This is a genomic window from Ochrobactrum sp. MYb379 (assembly GCF_037479515.1).
Lineage (GTDB): Bacteria > Pseudomonadota > Alphaproteobacteria > Rhizobiales > Rhizobiaceae > Brucella.
In genome coordinates this window covers 65038-82765 of the sequence record NZ_JBBGYW010000013.1, presented here as the reverse complement: position 1 = coordinate 82765, position 17728 = coordinate 65038, and the positions used below count along the sequence as shown (strand labels likewise).

Sequence of the window (17728 nt, the reverse complement as noted above, 5' to 3'; positions counted from 1 at the left end):
TTGCTTTCAAATAGCTAATTTAGAACGGGGTCTTTTTGGCCCCGTTTTTATTTGATCCATCAATTTGAATGATCGGATCATCACAAAATACCACATGATTTCATGGTTGCGCCTTGCTAAGCAGGAGCAATCAAAATTGAATTATGTGGGAACAAATGACGCTTTTTACTGATCTCCGTCGTGAAGCAGCTGAAGCACCGGATAGTGGTATTGTTGCTGTCGCCAATCATGGCCGGGGCAAGCCGGGAATAATTCCTCTCTGGGTGGGTGAGGGTGATCTGCCGACACCTGATTTTATTCGTGACGCTGCACAGAAGGCCATAGCAGATGGCGAAACCTTCTATACATGGCAGGCTGGTATTCCCGATCTGCGCGAAGCGCTGGTTCGTTATCACGAACGTCATTTCCCACAGCCGTTCAAGGCCGAAAATTTCTACGTCACCGGCTCTGGCATGCACGCCATTGAAATGGCGCTGACAGCGACCACGGGTGCAGGCGAAGAAGCGATTTATCTTTCACCGGCATGGCCTAATTTCGTTGGTGCAGCAGGTCTGTCCGGCGCTGTTCCAGTGCCTGTCGAGCTCGAATTCGGTGCGAATGGCTGGGTGCTTGACCCTGAAAAAATCGCGGCAGCCATTACGCCACGTACACGTGCTCTTTTCATCAATACGCCATCCAATCCTACTGGCTGGACGGCCGATATTGAAACCCTGCGCTATATTCTCAATCTCGCGCGCGAAAAGGGCATCTGGATTATTGCAGACGAGATCTACACCCACTTCTATTATGGCGGTGGTCGCGCCCCTTCCTTCATGGATATCATGGAGTCGGATGATCGCATTATCTTCGTCAATTCGTTCTCAAAAAACTGGGCGATGACCGGCTGGCGCGTGGGCTGGATGAATGTGCATCCGTCCATTGGGCCAGCAATTGAGAATATGATCCAATATTCCAATTCTGGCGTGGCGCAGTTTATGCAGCGTGGTGCGGTAGCCGCCCTTGATCATGGTGATGAATTTATTGCGATGCAGGTTGAGCGCGCACGTTCAACGCGGGATCGCTTGTGTGCGACCTTGCAGGAAACGGGCAAAGTCCGCCTGACGCCACCGCAGGGCGCGTTCTATCTGTTCTTTGGCGTTGATGGCGTGACGGATTCGGTTAAAGCAGCAATCGATATGGTCGATAATGCCAATGTTGGTCTTGCACCCGGCAGTGCATTTGGCGTGGGCGGCGAGGGCTATTTCCGTCTTTGCTTCTGTCGTGATCCGCAGCAAATCGATGAGGCTGCTGCAAGATTGGTTCGCTGGATCAATGGTCTCTGAAAGCAAAAAGGCCGGTGAAAACCGGCCTTTTTAGATGCTTTATTGCTGAACTGATCAGCCGCCCGCTTTGGAAACCATCAGCGGAATGATGCGGTCCGAATTCGCTGCTTTTGGTGCGTCTGGCTCAGCAAATGGAATGCCGAGCGTATTCCACACTTCGAGCAGCGCATCTTTCAGGCCATCAATTAGTGCGTCGTCATGCAACGGCGATGGCGTGATGCGCAGACGCTCTGTGCCGCGCGGCACAGTCGGATAGTTGATCGGCTGAATGTAGATGCCATGCACGTCGAGCAGACGGTCGCTGGCTTTCTTGCAAAGTTCCGGATCCCCAACCAGAATTGGCACGATATGGGTTTCCGAAGGCATAACCGGGAAACCGGCACCGGATAGAACGTCTTTGGCGCGCTGCGCCTGACGCTGCTGACCATCGCGCTCGACCTGTGAAGTCTTGAGGTGACGGATTGCAGCGGTGGCGGAAGCAGCGACTGCTGGCGGCAGCGATGTCGTGAAGATGAAGCCCGGTGCATAAGAGCGCACGGCATCGATAATCGCACGTGATCCGGTGATGTAACCACCCAGAGCGCCGAATGCCTTGGCGAGTGTGCCTTCGATGATGTCGATGCGATCTGCAAGGCCGTCGCGTTCGGTGATGCCACCGCCGTGTGCGCCATACATGCCAACTGCATGGACCTCATCAATATAGGTCATGGCGTTATATTTATCGGCCAGATCGGCAATCTTTTCGATTGGCGCGATATCGCCATCCATCGAATAAACGGATTCAAACACGATCAGCTTGGCGCGGGAATGGTCCGCAGTTTTCAAAAGCTGTTCGAGATGCTCAACGTCATTGTGACGGAAAATCTTTTTCTCTGCACCGGAACGACGCACACCTTCGATCATCGAAGCGTGGTTCAGCTCGTCAGAAAGGATCAGACAGTTTGGCAGCAATCGTGCTATGGTCGAAATCGAAGCTTCGTTGGAAACAAAGCCAGATGTGAACACGAGACCAGCCTCTTTGCCATGCAGATCGGCAAGTTCGGCTTCAAGCTCAACGAGCGGGTGATTGTTGCCCGAAATATTGCGGGTGCCACCTGCGCCAGAACCTGTAGAATTGGCAGTGTCGCACATAGCCTTGATAACATCGGGATGATGCCCCATGCCCAAGTAATCGTTCGAGCACCAAACGGTGATCTCACGTGCTGTGCCATTGGTACGCCAGGTAGCGCGGGGGAAACGTCCAACAATGCGTTCAAGATTAGCAAAAACGCGGTAACGTTTCTCGGCGTGCAGCTGGTCGATCGCTTCTTCAAAAAACCGGCGATAGTCCATTAAACGCTCCTTGTTATTGATCTAGTACCGCTTTTGTTTCTCTGCGTCCATGGCGCAATGATGGGCAATTTGCCACGTTTTCGTGAAGCTGCATTGATCTAAATCAAACAAATAGCAGGGTTTTTTAGCATGTTGCGAAAAAGTGGGAGCTAATTTTTGATAATGAAATGCGTTGTAAAAGACGCGCTGGAGCCGCGGCGGTGGGTACGAAAAAATGCGACCTGCTCTAACGCGTCATCAGACGATAAATGAATTTTGGCGCTGAATCGCGGCGGCGAACATAGACCCGCGGCATGCCGAAAAAATCGTCAGTCGCCCTTGCGCGTGCATGAACTGTTGTTGTTGCAGTTTCATATCCCGCTTCACGGCACATTTCCCTATGGATCGGCAGGTTGCCGCCATAAGGATAGGCGAAGTTGGTTACTTCTGATCCGAGCATGTCTTCAAGTTTGGCCTTGCATTCCGCGATCTGACGGCGGGCTTCGTCATCGGGTGTTTTTTCGAGATTGACGTGATCAAGCGTATGCGCACCCACTTCATGGCCAAGAGCCGCCCATTCGCGCATCTGTGCAACTGACATGCAGGGCGAAAGCGGAACGCCGACCGCATTATCCCAGACATTGCTGCCACCCACCTGATTTGCGACAAAATAATTGGTTGCGGTAAAGCCAAACTCCGAAAGCACGGGCAGGGCATTCTCATAATTGTTGAGAAAACCGTCATCAAAGGTGATGACTGCAACCTTGCCGGTCTTTTCGCCTTTGATATAGGGCATAGCATCACGCAGCGAGAGGCCTTGATAGCCAAGCCTTTTCAGCCATGCCAACTGGCTGCGGAACTTGTCGGGATGCACCCAAAGCCCGCGAAACGGAACCTTCTTGTGCGGCAGCGGCGCAATCTGATGATAAAGAAGAACAGGAACAGCCATGTTTCTCACTTCGATCTGGCAGAGAAGTTGCGCACACGCATCCGGTAAATCGGACGCAGTATTTCGCGTGCAAGCTTGTCTTTGAAGGATTTCTTGTGCTGGATTGTCGTGCCGCCAAGCTGTGCTGAGATTTCTTTGACACCACCCGGAATGACAGCAAGCGGCTGTAATCCGGTTACCCAGCGCATTTGCACTGTCGTATCAACGGGGCGGTCAAATTGCTCTGTCGCAGCCAAGAGTTTCTTAGCGGCATCAAAGCTGACAAGTTGCGCCACCATGCCAAGCCCAATCGGGTTTGGGATGATGATGCGGAGTTGGTCATTACGGAAAACTTCACGACCCTGTTCGCGGTCGCGGAACGTGAAGCGCACAAAACTGCCCGGCTCGAAATGATTGGTGACAGCCTGAAAGGCCGCATTGAAAACATCGGTCAGTTCAATGTCGTCTTCAATGACAAAGCCCGCATTGAGCCCCTGATCGACAATCGCTTGCCACGCTTTGCGATGCGATAAGAAACAGGCGATCTCATTTTTGCTTAGTTTAAACGGGTAGCGCGGGGCATGCAGCTTGCGCTTATAGACGCGCTTTATGTCTGCGTCTGGCAAAGTGCGGCTATCAACGGCATCGATGACTTCTGTTTTAACAGGCAGTTCCTGGACAAGTTTTGCGACTTGCGGCCTGCGATCGCTCGCGCGCGCCAAGTGAATGATGAAGGCCTTGATATTCATGTCGAACCTGAGCGCATAAAGTAAAGCGAGCTAGAATAGCCCTCTATATCTGTTATGCGCTCAATTTGCGCAAGTCGCTCTTATCAGTCTGCTTTAATCAAGGCTCCCGAGGCGATCTTTTCTTCGATCCATTTGCGTTCAGCCGCCCAATCGTGACGCTTCCAGCCTTCCCAACTAAAGCCGCAGATCTTTATGTCCCAGTCGGGTAGTGAATATTTGCGCAAAGCGAGCCAGATGCCAAAGAATCCGGTGCTTGGAAACACTTCTTTCATCCGATCAGCGCCAATTCCCAATTCGTCGCAAACCGAGAAGTAGTCCTGTGATGGCATGATGCGAATCTTTTTTCCCGCGCGGCCGAAATAATCGATGGCTTCATTCGTCCAATCTGCACGGCGACCTTTGAGGCGCGACAGGAAATTCGGGTGATGATGAAACCGTTTGATGATGCTTGGGTGAAAGGCGAACAAAACCTCCGGCGTATTGCGAACAATTTCCGAATTGATGAAGTTTGGATTTTTGATCCATTCTTCCATTTGCTTGCTCGATGTCGCAAGCATCAGCATGTCGGTTTTTGTGCCTGTCATTCCCAGAGAAACGCGTGGTTCGTTAAAGCGAATAACAAGGTCAGCGGAATCGATTTCTGCCGACATATCTCGGCCAACCGGGCCGTTCCCGACAATAAAAAGTGTCTTATTCATATGTTAGGAAATCTTGTTCTGTTAATTTAGACAATCAGATTTAATCAAATTACGTCGATTATGCGTTTGAAGCTATGTCTCACGCAGTTGAGGTCATTTTTTCTGATCACTTTTGTCGCGTCCTCATACGGCTTTCGTGAGATTGTTTACCATCAGGGCCTAGGTTCTGACAACGCAGCCATGCAGTTTATGCACTTCTCAAACTGATTGAAAAGGCAGAAGCTTCATCTTGGGAGGAAGGTAAAAATGCAGCACTGAAAAGATGCTCAACATAAGGGGATACCATTATGAACCACCTTCGCACTCAGTTTTCCCGTTGGATGCAGTATCGCGAAAATCTGCGCGAGCTGAGCGGTTGCACCGACCGCGAATTGTCCGATCTCGGTCTGTCACGCGCAGATATTCGCCGTGTCGCCCACGAAGCTGCTTTCGTCTGATCTTTTCTAGGCGTTAAACCTCACCTGGCTTCTTGAAGCGGATGTGAATGTCATCGCCTGCAAGGTCGAAACCGGCATAGTTGCGCTGAAAGGCGATGAGGGCATCGTTGACGCCCTTTGAATAATCATCGTCGTGCACTTCAACATGATGCCGGTAAATGATCCTGTCGTCTTTGTAGAATATGACCTGACCTTCCATGATGGCCTCCTCTTAAAGCCTTATGGTGTGTGCTGAGCAAAGCTCACTGACGTCGGTATAATCTATCGAGATAGGCGTGTGGCGCTTGCTTTCAAGTCTTGATGTCAGGTCTGGGCGCTGCTGTTTTCGCCTTTGCAAAGCGCAAGCCATGCTCTTGCAGCATGCGAGAGAAACGCACCCTTGCGCCAGACCAGTGCCATGTCCCAGTTCATTTCCACATCGCTGATACGATGGATGCGGATGCCGGGGCTTTTGCGTTGTTCAGCGATCATTTGCGGCAAGAAGCCAATGCCCATGCCAGCGGCCACCAGCTCGACAATAAAATCGATCTGGCTGGAACGCACGGCCACGTGCGGAAACAATCCACGCTGATGGCATGCATCGAGAATGATATGATTGAGCGCAAAGCCGCTTTCAAAAAGAATGAAGGGCAGGCTGGCAATATCAGACAAGGGAATGCCGCCATCATCGGTGAAGCTGTGATTGGCTGGAAGCAATGCGACCACCGGCTCGCAGCGGACGGCCTGCCATTCGAAGCTTTCCTCAACAGGCAACAGCGATGCGGCCAGTTCGACGTCGCCCGCTAGCAGTAATTCTTCGAGGCGCTTGCTGCCATGCTCGACAAGTTGGATATCGATGTCAGGGTAAAGCTTGGTAAAGGCTGCAAAGACCGGGGCGAACAACACGCTGGAACCGATTGGCGGAAGGCCCAGCCGCAGAAGGCCGCGCTTCAAGCCGCGCAATTCGCCAAGCTCGCTCAGCATGTCGTCCTTTTCGGTCAGCATGGCAATAGCCCGGCGATAGACGATCTCGCCTGCATTTGTCAGCCGGGGAGGGGTAACTTCACGGTCAAGCAGAATCAGCCCGAGTTCTTCTTCGAGCTGACGCACCGTCTTGCTGACGGTGGATTGGGTGGCATTGATGGTGCGGGCAGCAGCCGAAAAGCCGCCCTGGCGCACCACTTCCACGAAAGCCTGAAAGCCACGTAAGTTCATAAGCTATTCTATTATGGAATAGCTGCAATGAAATCAATTCATTTCTGGAATGGCGATGCTCCGCCTATAGTGAATTCACAACACCTGCATTGGAACATGACCATGAGCACCCATAATCTGACAGTTCGTTTTCGCTATGCGCTGCACAACAGCCGCATGATGCAGATTGCGACACTGTTCGGTTTCTGGCTGGCAGGTGAAGCGTTTGTCCGCCTGGTCGGCCTGCCGCTGCCGGGCGGTATTGTCGGCATGGCACTGGTTCTGGCTTTGCTTCTGAGCGGACGCATTAGCCTGTTCAGCATGAAGCGCGGTGCTGAATGGTTTCTGGCAGAAATGCTGTTGTTCTTTGTGCCTGCCGTGCTTGCCGTCCTTGAGCATCAGGAACTGCTTGGAATGCTCGGCGTGAAGATCATGGCCGTCATTCTGGTTGGCACACTCACCGTCATGACCGTTACTGCGCTGACAGTTGATATGTGCTACCGCCTGAGTGTGCGTTATGCCGCTAAGTAACCCCTATGTGGCGATGCTGTTTTGGTCGGCAGCCACAATCCTGCTTTATCTGGCGGCAAAGCGCGTTTATCGCCGCTTTCCTATGTGGTGGCTGACGCCGCTTGCCGTCACGCCATTATTGTTGATGGCGCTTCTTATTGGCATGAATGAAAATTACCGCAGCTATTTTGGCGCAACGCATTGGCTTGTGGCGCTGCTTGGCCCTGCGACGGTTGCTTTCGCCATCCCGATCTATCAGCAGCGTGCAACCATTCGCCGTTATTGGCCGGTTCTGCTGGTTGGTGTGGTGATGGGCAGCTCGTCTGCCATGCTCTCTGCATGGGGTTTAGCGCATCTGCTTGGCCTTAATGAAGCGATCAGTCTTAGCCTGATGCCGCGCTCGATGAGTACGCCTTTTGCCATGACGGTTTCCGGCGACATTGGCGGCACTCCTGATCTAACGGCGATCTTTGTGGTTATTACCGGCGTGTTTGGTGCAGCACTGGGTGAACTCATGCTCAACTGGTTGCCACTGCGATCAACGCTTGCGCGCGGCGCACTGTTTGGCATGGGTGCGCATGGCGCAGGCGTCGCCAAGGCGCATCAGATCGGCAGAGAAGAAGGCTCAATCGCCGGTCTCGTGATGGTTCTCGTCGGATTAGTCAATGTTCTGGCTGCGCCCTTCATCGCACATCTTCTCTGAAACACTGTTTTTGCAGAATAATTTTCTCGACCTGCTCATTCTGTGAGCAGGTTTTTTATGTTCGTAATTTTGCAACAAACTTAAGCATCGGCGTATTTGCATAACTGTTATGCGTTATTGGCCGTTGTTGAATAAAGAGGCTCAGGGTAAACATTGGCCATCGGGTTCACTCCTCCTCCCAGAACCCGATGACGGATACGGCACTCCTCCTCCCAGCCGTATTCAAGATCAGGCCGCGCATCCTCCTCCCGCGCGGCCTTTTTCTTTTTTAAACTTCCCCAAAAAATCCCTTATTTGTTGACAGTGCGTTGCCGCGTCACCGTATAGGCAATCGCGGAAATGTGAACTATCTCTCCTGCAACATCAGTTTTGCGGCAATCCAATCCATCAGGACATTGCCGCCAAGAAATGCGGGAGTTAGAACTATGACCAGCGGCATTCATCATTTGACTATGATTACGCGCAAGGTTCAGGCCAATGTCGATTTCTATGCGGGCTTTCTGGGCTTGCGTATTGTCAAACAGACAGGCGGCTTCGAAGACGCTGAACAGTTGCATCTATTTTATGGCGACCGTTCCGGGACGCCCGGTTCGCTGATCACCTTCCTCGTCTGGGAAGATGGTGCACGCGGACGCATCGGTCACGGTCAGGTCAGCGAAATTGCGCTTGCCATTGATCGCACTTCTGTTGGCTTCTGGTTGGAGCGCGCCTTGCGCTATCATGTGCAGTCGGAAGGTCCGGTGCAGGAATTTGGCGAGCCAGTGCTGCGACTGCGTGATCCTGATGGCGTGATCGTCAAGCTTGTTGGCAGCGATCTTGCCGCCAATGATGCATGGGTTTCGGGCGATGTTCCAGCAGAGCATGCGGTTCGCCGCATTCGTTCGGCCACGATCCTGTCCGAAAAGCCAGAGCAGACCGTCAGCTTCGTTGAGCGTTATTTCGGTTTCCGTGCGCACGCCAAGGAAGGCAATATCGATCGTCTGGTGTCCGATTCAGGCGATGCGATTGATGTGCGTGATGCAACAGGCTTCTGGCCGGGTATTCCCGGCACGGGCATTGCTGATCATGTTGCTTTCCGTGCAACAGATATGGCCGAAGTGGAACGGGTGGAGAAGGAATTAGCTTCGCTCAATTCCAGCGAAACCAATGTCCATGACCGCAAATATTTTGCTTCGCTCTATGTTCGCGAACCGGGCGGCACTTTGTTCGAGCTTGCAACCGACGGCCCTGGTTTTACCATTGACGAGCCGGTTGATGCGCTTGGGCAGACGCTGTTTGTGCCTCCGGGTAACGAGCAGCAGGAAGCTGCAATTCGTATGCGCATGCCACAATTCTCAGCGCCGGGTGAGGAGCGGGTGATCTATCGCGATTTGCCTTTCGTGCATCGTGTTCATGTGCCGGAAAATCCGGATGGAACGACGCTGGTGCTTTTGCATGGAACGGGCGGCAATGAAAATGATCTGATGCCGCTTGCCCATGAGGTAGCACCGCGTGCCACATTGTTAGGTGTGCGTGGTCGCAGCATTGAAGAAGGCACACAGCGCTGGTTCCGCCGTATCACGATGGATCGGTTCGATCAGGCTGACATTCGTTCTGAATCTGAAGCATTCGAGGCTTTCATTCACGGTGCGGTGAAATCCTATGGTCTTGACCCGGATCGAATGGCATTCCTTGGCTATTCCAATGGTGCCAATCTGATTGCTGCCTTTATGCGGCTTCACCCGCACATTGTGCGTAAGGCGGTGTTGCTGCGCGGCATTGAGGTGCTTGAACAGGCTCCCAAAGCTGACTTGTCGGATACGTCGGTGTTGCTTTTGAGTGGGGCTGACGATCTCTATAGTGGCTTGTCTGGGCCTCTGGAACAGGCGTTAGATGAAGGCAAGGCCAGCCTTGATAGTCGTCGTTTGCCGGGTGTCGGTCATGGGCTTGTAAAGGATGATCTTCGTATCACACGCGACTGGCTGTCCGAACAGCTCTGATAAAACCAAAAGGCCGCTATGCAAATAGCGGCCTTTTTCGTGCTTTTTGTGTAACTGAGATGCCGCAATTGTTCTGGCTTTCCACAGCTCCCGATATTTAACGCTTGGCTTATTCTCTCCCTTGAAGAATAGTGCCTTCATATCTGCCCGATTGGGCGCGTTTCGGGTTTTGTCCTTTTGGGAGAGTTGAGTTTTGCGGAGCATTTTTCGTCATACCGCCCCGGCATTGCTCGTTATGCTTGCTCTCCTTGCGGGTTGCGCCAGCCGTCCCGACGGTGTGCTTATTCCCATCACAGAAAGTGTTCCGGGCGCGTCAAAAGTGGACCTGATGGTCGCCACGACCCGCAAGCCGTCCGATAATCCAGGCCTGCTTTATTCCGGCGAGCGCGATCAGGACATCAGCCTCACCGAGATTGTTGTTTCCATTCCGCCGGACAAAAATCGCAAAGTTGGCGAAGTGCAGTGGCCTAAGAAAATGCCACCGAACCCGCTCAAAGAATTTGCGACGGTGGAAGTGAAGGCGATCAATACCGAAACCGGCGCGCGACAATGGCTTGATCATAGCCTGCCAAAATCACGGCGCGTGATGGTTTTCGTGCATGGCTTCAATAATACATTTGAAGATTCGGTCTATCGCTTCGCACAGATCGTGCATGATTCCGGCGCAGAAGTGGCACCTGTGATTTTCACATGGCCGTCACGTGGCAGTGTGTTTGATTATAATTACGACAAGGAAAGCACCAATTATTCGCGCGATGCGCTGGAAACGGTGCTGCGCAAACTCGTGAATGATCCGCGCGTCAAAGACGTAACGATCATGGCGCATTCCATGGGTAGCTGGCTGACGGTGGAAGCACTGCGCCAGATGGCAATCCGGGATAAGCGCGTAGATCGGAAGATCACAGACGTTATTCTTGCGTCCCCTGATCTTGATGTGGATGTGTTCAACAAGCAGTTCCGCGCTATGGGCAAAGAGCATCCGCGCTTCACGCTATTCACATCCCGCGATGATCGTGCGCTTCGTGCTTCGCGCTTCATTTCGGGCAATGTTGACCGCCTTGGCCAGATTGATCCATCGGTTGAGCCATACAGGTCACAGCTCGAGCAGGCCGGAATTACTGTTATCGATCTCACGCAGCTAAAAGCGGGCGATAGCCTCAATCACGGCAAATTCGCATCAAGCCCGGAAGTGGTTCAGTTGATCGGCCAGCGCCTCGTCACGGGCCAAACCATCACCGATTCCGACATTGGTCTTGGCGAGCGTCTGGGTGCTGTGGCTCTCGGTACGGCACAAGGCGTGGGTACTGCTGCTTCACTCGTAGTCAGCGCGCCGATCGCCGTTTTCGATCCGAATACACGCCGGACCTACAACGAGCAGATTGATCGCTTTGGCAGAACGGTAGGCAGTACAGTCAGCGGCACGGTCGGAAACTAAACCGCGCTGCATCTTATGCATTGGCAAATGTGCAGTTGTCATATTTGAAGGCGCGCTGTAGGACTACGGCCAACTCTGGCAGTTGGCAGGAAGCCCCTCATGCAGATCGTCCATACAATTGAAGACTTGCGACAAGCACTTGGTGCGGCTCGCAAGAGCGGCAAATCCATCGGCCTCGTGCCGACCATGGGTTATCTCCACAAAGGGCATCTGGAGCTTGTACGCCGCTCGCGCGCGGAAAACGATGTCACCGTCGTTTCGATCTTCGTCAATCCGCTGCAATTTGGTGCCAACGAAGACCTCGACAAATATCCGCGTGATCTTGAGCGCGATGCAAACCTCTTGCGCAACGCGAATGTCGATTTCCTGTTTGCCCCTGCGGTGTCGGATATGTACCCGCGCCCGATGCAAACCGTTGTCGATGTGCCAGCGCTCGGCAATCAGATGGAAGGCGAGGCTCGCCCCGGCCATTTTGCAGGTGTTGCAACGGTTGTGAGCAAGCTTTTCAATATCGTCGGTTCAGACGCTGCTTACTTCGGTGAGAAGGACTTCCAGCAGCTCGTCATCATCCGCCGCATGGTCGAAGATATGGCGATCCCTGTGCGCGTGGTGGGTGTCGAAACTGTGCGCGACGATGACAATCTTGCCTGTTCATCCCGCAATGTTTATCTGACGCCTGAACAACGTGTTGCTGCTATCATCGTGCCAAAGGCGCTTGATGAGGCAGAGCGGCTTTATCGCTCTGGCATAGACGACCCGGAAGCGCTTGAAGCCGCCATCCGTGCTTTCATAGAAGCAGAGCCGCTTGCCAGCCCGGAGGTGGTTGTACTCCGCGATCCTGACACATTGGAGCGTTTGACGTCGGTGCAGGGCAGACCGGTTCTGGTTGCACTTTTCGTGCGATTTGGCTCAACGCGTCTTCTCGATAATCGCGTCATAGAATTATCTGCGCAGGAAAAGGCCGCCTGAAATGAGTGCGACTGTTAACAAAAAGCGCCTTTCGCCTAGGGCTATTCAGGCGATGAAGGGCGAACGCCCGGTTGTCAGCCTCACGGCTTACACCACGCCGATTGCCCGATTGCTTGATCCGCATTGCGATTTGCTTCTGGTGGGCGACTCCGTTGGAATGGTGCTTTACGGTATGGATTCCACACTTGGTGTCACGCTCGACATGATGATCGCGCATGGAAAAGCGGTCATGCGTGGCGTTGACCATGCCTGTGTGACTGTCGATTTGCCTTTTGGCACTTATCAGGAATCCAAAGAACAGGCGTTCCGCAGCGCTGCCCGTATCATGCAGGAAACCGGCTGCGATGGTGTCAAGCTTGAGGGCGGAGAGGAAATGGCCGAGACGGTCGAATTTCTCGTCAAACGTGGCATCCCGGTGTTTGGCCATGTTGGGCTGATGCCGCAGCAGGTCAATACAGTTGGTGGCTTTCGCTCACTCGGACGCGACGATGCTGAAGCCAATCGCATCCGTCAAGATGCACAGGCTATTGCCGATGCGGGTGCGTTTGCGCTGGTGATTGAAGGCACTGTCGAGCCACTTGCCCGCGAGATCACGCAAAATCTGGCGATCCCGACAATTGGCATTGGCGCGTCACCCGCTTGTGACGGGCAGATTCTGGTTTCAGACGATATGCTGGGTCTGTTTCAGGATTTTACGCCGCGTTTCGTCAAGCGCTTTACAGAGCTTGCACCGCAGATTTCCGATGCGGCTGAAGCCTATGCGCAAGAGGTGCGCGCCCGTACGTTTCCGGGGCCGGAACACGTGTTTGGTGTGAAGAAGTAGCGCGCTTACGACCTGACAGCTTTCAAAAATAGATCCTGCACGCCGCGAACCATTTCATCGCGGTCAGTGATGTTGGAGCGGATGATGAAATCATCAACCGCACCATGCAGCGCATGAAATAGAAGCGTGGCCAGAAGCCGCGTGTTTTCTATTGACCAGGCGTTTGCATCGTTACCATCACTCAGTAGCTGATCAAGCCGCACGATTGCTGGATTTTCCTGCATGACATGGCGCATTGGCGGATGAAAATCATGAAAAACTAGATCGTGCAGACGATAATTGTCGAGATAGGTCGCAATGCCGGTGCCTGCCCAGACTGTAAGGCGACCGTTCCAGTCATTGGCTGGAACGGTGCTCAACTCGCTGTCGAGCCGTTCGCAATAAAAGGCAATAAAGCGCTCGCGTAAGGCGACAAGAATGTCGTCTTTGCTGCGGAAGTGCAGATAAAAGGTGCCCTTGGCAACGTCAGCTTTGCGCACGATTTCATCGACGCTTGTGGCCACAAACCCTTTTTCAAGAAAGATCGTTTCAGCCGCCGACATAAGCTCGCTGCGACGAATTTCCGCCGGTTTTGTGCGGGGCTTTGTCTTAGTGGCTGCTGGCAAATCATTCACTCCCGTTTTCAGGCTGCTTCCAGTTTTGCGCGGATTGCGGCCTTGTCAAAAGCAAGCTGATTGGGTCGAACAACCCGTTCATCCAGCCAGTGCAGGGCGGCGTCGACATTCGAGAATGTGCCTGCGGGCACGCGAAACAGCTTTTCCGCATCCATGCGGCTTGCTTCCTCATACACGGATTCAGGTACAATGCTAATCATGCCCATGACCTGATTGCGGATACGCTCTGCATTTTGCTGAAACCATTGCTTGATCTCGCGCGCTCCGCCGTATGGCTGCTGAAGCGCATCTTCATCAAGAAAGCGCCTTATCGCAATGAAAGGCTTTCCTTCATCAAGCCATGCATTCCAGCTTTCACAGAATGCGCGCAGCTCTTCGATTGTCGAAGGGCCTTTGGCGAGCGTGACGACATAAGGCCACTGTTCGGTATTGTGAAACATGAATTCTCGCTCTCGCTGCGGCCAAAATTGTTGGCTGACCGGCATGCAAGGGTCTCGCTTGCATGTTTTGAGCCAGTTCAATCCGGTCGCAAGCACCGATGTCTCGTGGTTATGAGGCTTAGAGCGCGTTTCGATCTGATTGCATGAGATCGACACTCTAAGTTTTGCAGTAACGCGCAGCTTTTCCGAAAACCGCTTCTTGCTTTTCGTGATGCGCTCGAAAACCTGAAAGGCCAGCACGCACACATTAGCCGGCCTCCCAGATCATTATATTAACTGACTGATAGTCAGTCATTTATAATTTGCATGGATATATGAATAAAGCAATCATGTTTTTGTTGAAATTTGTGTGATCTGCGAATGGTGGTAATCGTTTCATAATGCGGGTTAAGCGCAGTTGCCGTTACATAACTGCAATATAGCATCGCTATTTTGCGCCGATTCTCCCAAGACCTTCGTCGAGCATTAGAAATCGGACAGTATTAATGATTGAGAATAAGCCCTTGGAAATCGAACGAAAGTTTCTGGTGGCGACATTGCCTCCGCTGGAGCAGCTTGAGGCGGTGAAAATACAGCAAGGTTATTTTACCCGTGCTGAAGACTCTGTTGAAATTCGATTACGCAGTAAAGGGACCGATCATTTTCTCACCCTCAAATCAAAGGGTTTGATTGAGCGTCTAGAATATGAAGTTGCGATCAGCGAGGCGCAGTTTCAGGCGCTCTGGCCTGCAACCGCTACGCGACGCTTTGAAAAGACGCGCTATGTCGGGGACCTTCCTGAAGGTCAGACTTTTGAACTCGACGTTTTTGCGGGTGATCTTGCATCGCTTTTGCTGGTTGAGGTGGAGTTTTCATCGATGGAAGCCGCACGACAATTTCAACCACCTGAATGGTTTGGCGCTGATGTGACGGAAGATGCCTCCTTTAAAGGCCGATCGCTTGCGATGCGCAATGAAGATCAGGGAGAGGTGTGATGAAAACGATTATGCTTGATGTGGACGGTGTTTTGATTTCAGGGCGTCCTTCGGATGGAAAGCACTGGACTACATCGTTAGAAGCGGATCTCGGCATTTTGCCTGCTGATTTAAAGCTGCATTTTTTTGCAAAATACTGGCCTGCGATCCAGTTGGGAAATGCCGAACTCATGCCATCTCTCGATGATGCCCTGAAAAACATCAACTCCGATGTGAGTGCCGAGCAGCTTGCAGATTATTGGTTTACCCATGACAGCCATATCGATCAATCGGTGTTACAGGCATGTCAAAAGCTGCGTGCCGATGGACACGTAGTTTGGCTTGCCACCAATCAGGATCATGAGCGCGCGGCCTACATCATGTCGGATCTTGGCCTTGCGGCTCATGTGGACGGGATGATTTATTCCGCAGCTTTAGGTGTGAAAAAGCCCGACCCTGCTTTTTTCAAAACTGCCGAAAAACGTGCAGGTGCTGATGCGGCTGATATCATTTTTATCGACGACACGATGCTGAATGTGGAAGCTGCGCGAGATTGCGGATGGCAGGCATTGCATTGGAACAACGATCATCGTGGTGATCCTAGTTCCCAAGGATTGTTGGACTTGGTCCGCCAGTGCCGAGTTTGAGGCGCATTTTCATTTCAAGGTGGTTATCATTATCAGGCTGCGACGCGATTAATCCCGCTTCTTCAGCTTTTTGCCAAAGAAAGCCGCGATTTCCGCGTTGATCCGCTCGTGAAGCGTGGTTCTCACAACACCCGGATTATCAATGCAGAATCCGGCAACGAGTTTTGTAAGGTCTTCGGAGCAGGGCGCGAGGAAGGTGAAGTGCCCGGCCTTCTTGATTATCTTCAACTCTGCATTGGGGAGTTCAGGCGCCAGCGCCATGGCATTGTCCTCAGGCGATAACTCGCTATCCTGATCACCCACATAGATGAGTGTGGGTGCTGTAACTGATTTGAGCGTTTCAGGCGGAAAGACAACGCTTAACGGTGCCATCAGGACATAAGCGCTGATGCGCGGATCGGCTTGTGGTATGAGGTCTGCGCGGTCGATCCTGATCTTGCCCTCTGCTTCGCAGATGCTGTTATCGCCGATGCGTTTTGCGCAGTAATCCTCAAAGCGCGAAAGCTCTGGCTTTGCCCCTGCAAGGATCAGCCCGGTCGTGCCACCCGCCGAAAAACCTACAAAGCTGATACGGTTCTTGTCGATATGCGGAGCAAGTACTGCATCGTTCAGCGCTGTGGAGAGTGCTGCTGAAATCTGCATCGGTCGGCCATAGGTGGAGCTTATAGCGCCCAACCGGCTGGTATCGGCAAAGTTATCGCCTGCATGGGTCAGGCTGACCACGACATAGCCATCGCGGGCAAGAGATGCGCCGAGATCGTGATGCCCCCACATGCTGCCCATCGTGCCATGCGACAGCAGGATCAGCGGAAACTGCCCCTCTGCCATCATTGCATTGGGCGATGCTGCCACCTGATAGGGGCCGATTTTTGTGACTTTTGCCTCGTCTGTGCTTGGGTAGAAAACCACAGCATCCATCGGTTGATGATCAACCGGGTCGATCACTTGCAGCTTCCTGACGCCGCTGCTGGTGAAGCTTTCTGCGCTCGCTATGGGCGCGAGGCAAACAAGAGCAATGATCAGGGCGAACAGTCTCAACAGCATTTCAAAGCGATCCCGAACAAGGCAAGGTGCAAAAGTAACAAAGGGAGGCATGAGCCTCCCTTTCATCGTCGTATAGATCAGCTCTTACTTTTCGACGAAAGCCTTTTCGATCACGAAGTGACCGGCTTCGCTCTGGCTGCCTTCTTCAAGGCCAAGTCCTTCAAGAATGACGCGCATGTCGGCAAGCATTTCTGGACTACCACAAAGCATCATCCGGTCGTCCTGTTCGGAGAATTTCGGCAGGCCGAGATCTTCAAAAATCTTGCCTGAGCTGATCAGATCGGTGAGGCGACCCTTGTTGCGGAACTCTTCACGCGTCACGGTCGGATAATAAATGAGCTTCTCGCGCACCATCTCGCCCAAGAATTCGTCTTCTGGCAGTTCTTTGGTGATGAGATCGGCATAAGCCAGCTCGTTCACTTCGCGCACGCCATGCACGAGGATGATTTTCTTGTAACGCTCATAGGCTTCAAGATCGCGGATGATCGACAGGAATGGCGCAAGGCCGGTGCCGGTCGAAAGCAGCCACAGATTGTCGCCCGGAATGAGATTGTCATAAAGCAGCGTGCCAACCGGCTTTTTGCCAACGATCAGCTTGTCACCTTCTTTCAGGTGCTGCAAGCGCGAGGTCAGCGGACCATCCTGCACTTTAATCGAGAAAAATTCGAGCTGTTCGTCATAGACACTGGAAGCAATCGAATAAGCGCGCAGCAGCGGTTTGCCGTTCACTTCAAGGCCGATCATGATGAACTGGCCGCTCTGGAAGCGCAGGCCCTGATCGCGTGTGGTGCGGAAGGAAAACAACCTGTCGGTCCAGTGGTGAACGTCAAGAACGGTTTCCTGATAAAAATTGCTGCTCATGTCGGAACTGTCTCTGTTTCGCTTTTCACGGTGTCCGCTCAAAACAAGCGAACTTCATTTATCGCAATCATGGGGGATCGCGTCTGGCTGCCTTCAGGGTGGCTTCCGCGGAGGTCGTGATTTGCCGGTATG

General features: G+C 52.7%; 20 protein-coding genes. 10 read left to right on the top strand and 10 right to left on the bottom strand.

Annotation, left to right across the window (positions count from 1 at the left end; genetic code table 11):
* The first annotated feature begins 155 nt into the window (after positions 1-155).
* Complete coding sequence (locus WH356_RS19055) at positions 156-1322, top strand: pyridoxal phosphate-dependent aminotransferase (protein WP_339513620.1); 1167 nt, start codon at positions 156-158, stop codon at positions 1320-1322.
* A gap of 54 nt (positions 1323-1376) precedes the next feature.
* Here WH356_RS19055 and hemA read toward each other — a convergent pair whose 3' ends face one another.
* The 4 genes from hemA to WH356_RS19035 all read right to left on the bottom strand — a co-directional run bounded on the left by hemA (position 1377) and on the right by WH356_RS19035 (position 5008).
* Positions 1377-2654 carry a 5-aminolevulinate synthase gene (gene hemA / locus WH356_RS19050; RefSeq protein ID WP_339513618.1) on the bottom strand — a complete coding sequence of 426 codons (1278 nt, stop codon included), beginning with the start codon at positions 2652-2654 and terminating at the stop codon, positions 1377-1379.
* Between the two features lie 226 nt (positions 2655-2880).
* Positions 2881-3582, bottom strand: coding sequence for a polysaccharide deacetylase family protein (locus WH356_RS19045; protein ID WP_339513616.1), 702 nt, complete (start codon positions 3580-3582; stop codon positions 2881-2883).
* A 5-nt stretch (positions 3583-3587) separates the two neighbouring features.
* Positions 3588-4310 (bottom strand): glycosyltransferase family 25 protein, encoded by a 723-nt coding sequence (locus WH356_RS19040; RefSeq protein WP_339513614.1) that lies wholly within the window; start codon positions 4308-4310, stop codon positions 3588-3590.
* Between the two features lie 83 nt (positions 4311-4393).
* Complete coding sequence (locus WH356_RS19035) at positions 4394-5008, bottom strand: glycosyltransferase family 29 protein (protein ID WP_310010907.1); 615 nt, start codon at positions 5006-5008, stop codon at positions 4394-4396.
* A gap of 287 nt (positions 5009-5295) precedes the next feature.
* Here WH356_RS19035 and WH356_RS19030 point away from each other — a divergent pair, with 287 nt between their 5' ends.
* Entirely contained in the window at positions 5296-5445 is a 150-nt protein-coding gene (locus WH356_RS19030) for a DUF1127 domain-containing protein (protein WP_339513612.1), read from the top strand.
* A 13-nt stretch (positions 5446-5458) separates the two neighbouring features.
* On the opposite strand, the gene WH356_RS19025 is transcribed toward WH356_RS19030, so the two are convergent.
* Together WH356_RS19025 and WH356_RS19020 are read right to left on the bottom strand one after the other, a co-directional pair.
* Positions 5459-5644 carry a hypothetical protein gene (locus WH356_RS19025; protein WP_007873529.1) on the bottom strand — a complete coding sequence of 62 codons (186 nt, stop codon included), beginning with the start codon at positions 5642-5644 and terminating at the stop codon, positions 5459-5461.
* Positions 5645-5748: 104 nt separating this feature from the next.
* Positions 5749-6639 (bottom strand): LysR substrate-binding domain-containing protein, encoded by an 891-nt coding sequence (locus WH356_RS19020; RefSeq protein WP_339513610.1) that lies wholly within the window; start codon positions 6637-6639, stop codon positions 5749-5751.
* Positions 6640-6741: 102 nt separating this feature from the next.
* On the opposite strand from WH356_RS19020, the gene WH356_RS19015 reads away from it, so the two are divergent.
* From WH356_RS19015 to panB, 6 genes are all read left to right on the top strand, one after another.
* A complete protein-coding gene (locus tag WH356_RS19015) occupies positions 6742-7149 on the top strand; it encodes a CidA/LrgA family protein (protein WP_339513608.1) in 408 nt (135 codons plus the stop codon).
* A complete protein-coding gene (locus WH356_RS19010) occupies positions 7136-7831 on the top strand; it encodes an LrgB family protein (protein WP_310010904.1) in 696 nt (231 codons plus the stop codon). Before WH356_RS19015 ends, WH356_RS19010 begins: the two co-directional genes overlap by 14 nt.
* 425 nt (positions 7832-8256) lie before the next feature.
* Positions 8257-9810 (top strand): VOC family protein, encoded by a 1554-nt coding sequence (locus tag WH356_RS19005; protein ID WP_339513606.1) that lies wholly within the window; start codon positions 8257-8259, stop codon positions 9808-9810.
* Positions 9811-10045: 235 nt separating this feature from the next.
* Complete coding sequence (locus WH356_RS19000; RefSeq protein ID WP_339513666.1) at positions 10046-11245, top strand: alpha/beta hydrolase; 1200 nt, start codon at positions 10046-10048, stop codon at positions 11243-11245.
* Between the two features lie 99 nt (positions 11246-11344).
* Positions 11345-12214, top strand: a complete 870-nt coding sequence (panC, locus tag WH356_RS18995; RefSeq protein WP_339513604.1) for a pantoate--beta-alanine ligase — start codon at positions 11345-11347, stop codon at positions 12212-12214.
* A gap of 1 nt (position 12215) precedes the next feature.
* Positions 12216-13037 carry a 3-methyl-2-oxobutanoate hydroxymethyltransferase gene (gene panB, locus WH356_RS18990; RefSeq protein ID WP_339513601.1) on the top strand — a complete coding sequence of 274 codons (822 nt, stop codon included), beginning with the start codon at positions 12216-12218 and terminating at the stop codon, positions 13035-13037.
* A gap of 5 nt (positions 13038-13042) precedes the next feature.
* Here panB and WH356_RS18985 read toward each other — a convergent pair whose 3' ends face one another.
* On the bottom strand, positions 13043-13651 hold the full coding sequence (locus WH356_RS18985) for a TetR/AcrR family transcriptional regulator (protein WP_339513599.1): 609 nt from the start codon (positions 13649-13651) through the stop codon (positions 13043-13045).
* Between the two features lie 8 nt (positions 13652-13659).
* Positions 13660-14091 (bottom strand): hypothetical protein, encoded by a 432-nt coding sequence (locus WH356_RS18980; RefSeq protein WP_339513597.1) that lies wholly within the window; start codon positions 14089-14091, stop codon positions 13660-13662.
* A gap of 485 nt (positions 14092-14576) precedes the next feature.
* Here WH356_RS18980 and WH356_RS18975 point away from each other — a divergent pair, with 485 nt between their 5' ends.
* On the top strand, positions 14577-15065 hold the full coding sequence (locus tag WH356_RS18975; RefSeq protein ID WP_339513595.1) for a CYTH domain-containing protein: 489 nt from the start codon (positions 14577-14579) through the stop codon (positions 15063-15065).
* Positions 15065-15691 (top strand): HAD family hydrolase, encoded by a 627-nt coding sequence (locus WH356_RS18970; RefSeq protein ID WP_339513593.1) that lies wholly within the window; start codon positions 15065-15067, stop codon positions 15689-15691. The genes WH356_RS18975 and WH356_RS18970 overlap by 1 nt, the downstream gene beginning before the upstream one ends.
* A 48-nt stretch (positions 15692-15739) precedes the next feature.
* Here WH356_RS18970 and WH356_RS18965 read toward each other — a convergent pair whose 3' ends face one another.
* Positions 15740-16786, bottom strand: a complete 1047-nt coding sequence (locus WH356_RS18965) for an alpha/beta hydrolase family protein (protein ID WP_339513592.1) — start codon at positions 16784-16786, stop codon at positions 15740-15742.
* A gap of 33 nt (positions 16787-16819) precedes the next feature.
* Entirely contained in the window at positions 16820-17596 is a 777-nt protein-coding gene (locus WH356_RS18960; RefSeq protein ID WP_007873545.1) for a ferredoxin--NADP reductase, read from the bottom strand.
* Positions 17597-17728 lie beyond the last annotated feature (132 nt).

Excerpts from the sequence above, each read along its gene's own strand:
- WH356_RS19015 (WP_339513608.1), top strand. The coding sequence starts at position 6,742 with ATGAGCACCCATAATCTGACAGTTCGTTTTCGCTATGCGCTGCACAAC.
- WH356_RS19055 (WP_339513620.1), top strand. The coding sequence starts at position 156 with ATGACGCTTTTTACTGATCTCCGTCGTGAAGCAGCTGAAGCACCGGAT.
- WH356_RS18970 (WP_339513593.1), top strand. The coding sequence starts at position 15,065 with ATGAAAACGATTATGCTTGATGTGGACGGTGTTTTGATTTCAGGGCGT.
- WH356_RS18965 (WP_339513592.1), bottom strand. The coding sequence starts at position 16,786 with ATGCCTCCCTTTGTTACTTTTGCACCTTGCCTTGTTCGGGATCGCTTT.
- panB (WP_339513601.1), top strand. The coding sequence starts at position 12,216 with ATGAGTGCGACTGTTAACAAAAAGCGCCTTTCGCCTAGGGCTATTCAG.
- WH356_RS19030 (WP_339513612.1), top strand. The coding sequence starts at position 5,296 with ATGAACCACCTTCGCACTCAGTTTTCCCGTTGGATGCAGTATCGCGAA.
- WH356_RS19025 (WP_007873529.1), bottom strand. The coding sequence starts at position 5,644 with ATGGAAGGTCAGGTCATATTCTACAAAGACGACAGGATCATTTACCGG.
- WH356_RS19000 (WP_339513666.1), top strand. The coding sequence starts at position 10,046 with ATGCTTGCTCTCCTTGCGGGTTGCGCCAGCCGTCCCGACGGTGTGCTT.
- WH356_RS18980 (WP_339513597.1), bottom strand. The coding sequence starts at position 14,091 with ATGTTTCACAATACCGAACAGTGGCCTTATGTCGTCACGCTCGCCAAA.
- WH356_RS18960 (WP_007873545.1), bottom strand. The coding sequence starts at position 17,596 with ATGAGCAGCAATTTTTATCAGGAAACCGTTCTTGACGTTCACCACTGG.
- hemA (WP_339513618.1), bottom strand. The coding sequence starts at position 2,654 with ATGGACTATCGCCGGTTTTTTGAAGAAGCGATCGACCAGCTGCACGCC.
- WH356_RS19005 (WP_339513606.1), top strand. The coding sequence starts at position 8,257 with ATGACCAGCGGCATTCATCATTTGACTATGATTACGCGCAAGGTTCAG.
- WH356_RS19040 (WP_339513614.1), bottom strand. The coding sequence starts at position 4,310 with ATGAATATCAAGGCCTTCATCATTCACTTGGCGCGCGCGAGCGATCGC.
- WH356_RS19010 (WP_310010904.1), top strand. The coding sequence starts at position 7,136 with ATGCCGCTAAGTAACCCCTATGTGGCGATGCTGTTTTGGTCGGCAGCC.
- panC (WP_339513604.1), top strand. The coding sequence starts at position 11,345 with ATGCAGATCGTCCATACAATTGAAGACTTGCGACAAGCACTTGGTGCG.
- WH356_RS19045 (WP_339513616.1), bottom strand. The coding sequence starts at position 3,582 with ATGGCTGTTCCTGTTCTTCTTTATCATCAGATTGCGCCGCTGCCGCAC.
- WH356_RS19035 (WP_310010907.1), bottom strand. The coding sequence starts at position 5,008 with ATGAATAAGACACTTTTTATTGTCGGGAACGGCCCGGTTGGCCGAGAT.
- WH356_RS19020 (WP_339513610.1), bottom strand. The coding sequence starts at position 6,639 with ATGAACTTACGTGGCTTTCAGGCTTTCGTGGAAGTGGTGCGCCAGGGC.
- WH356_RS18975 (WP_339513595.1), top strand. The coding sequence starts at position 14,577 with ATGATTGAGAATAAGCCCTTGGAAATCGAACGAAAGTTTCTGGTGGCG.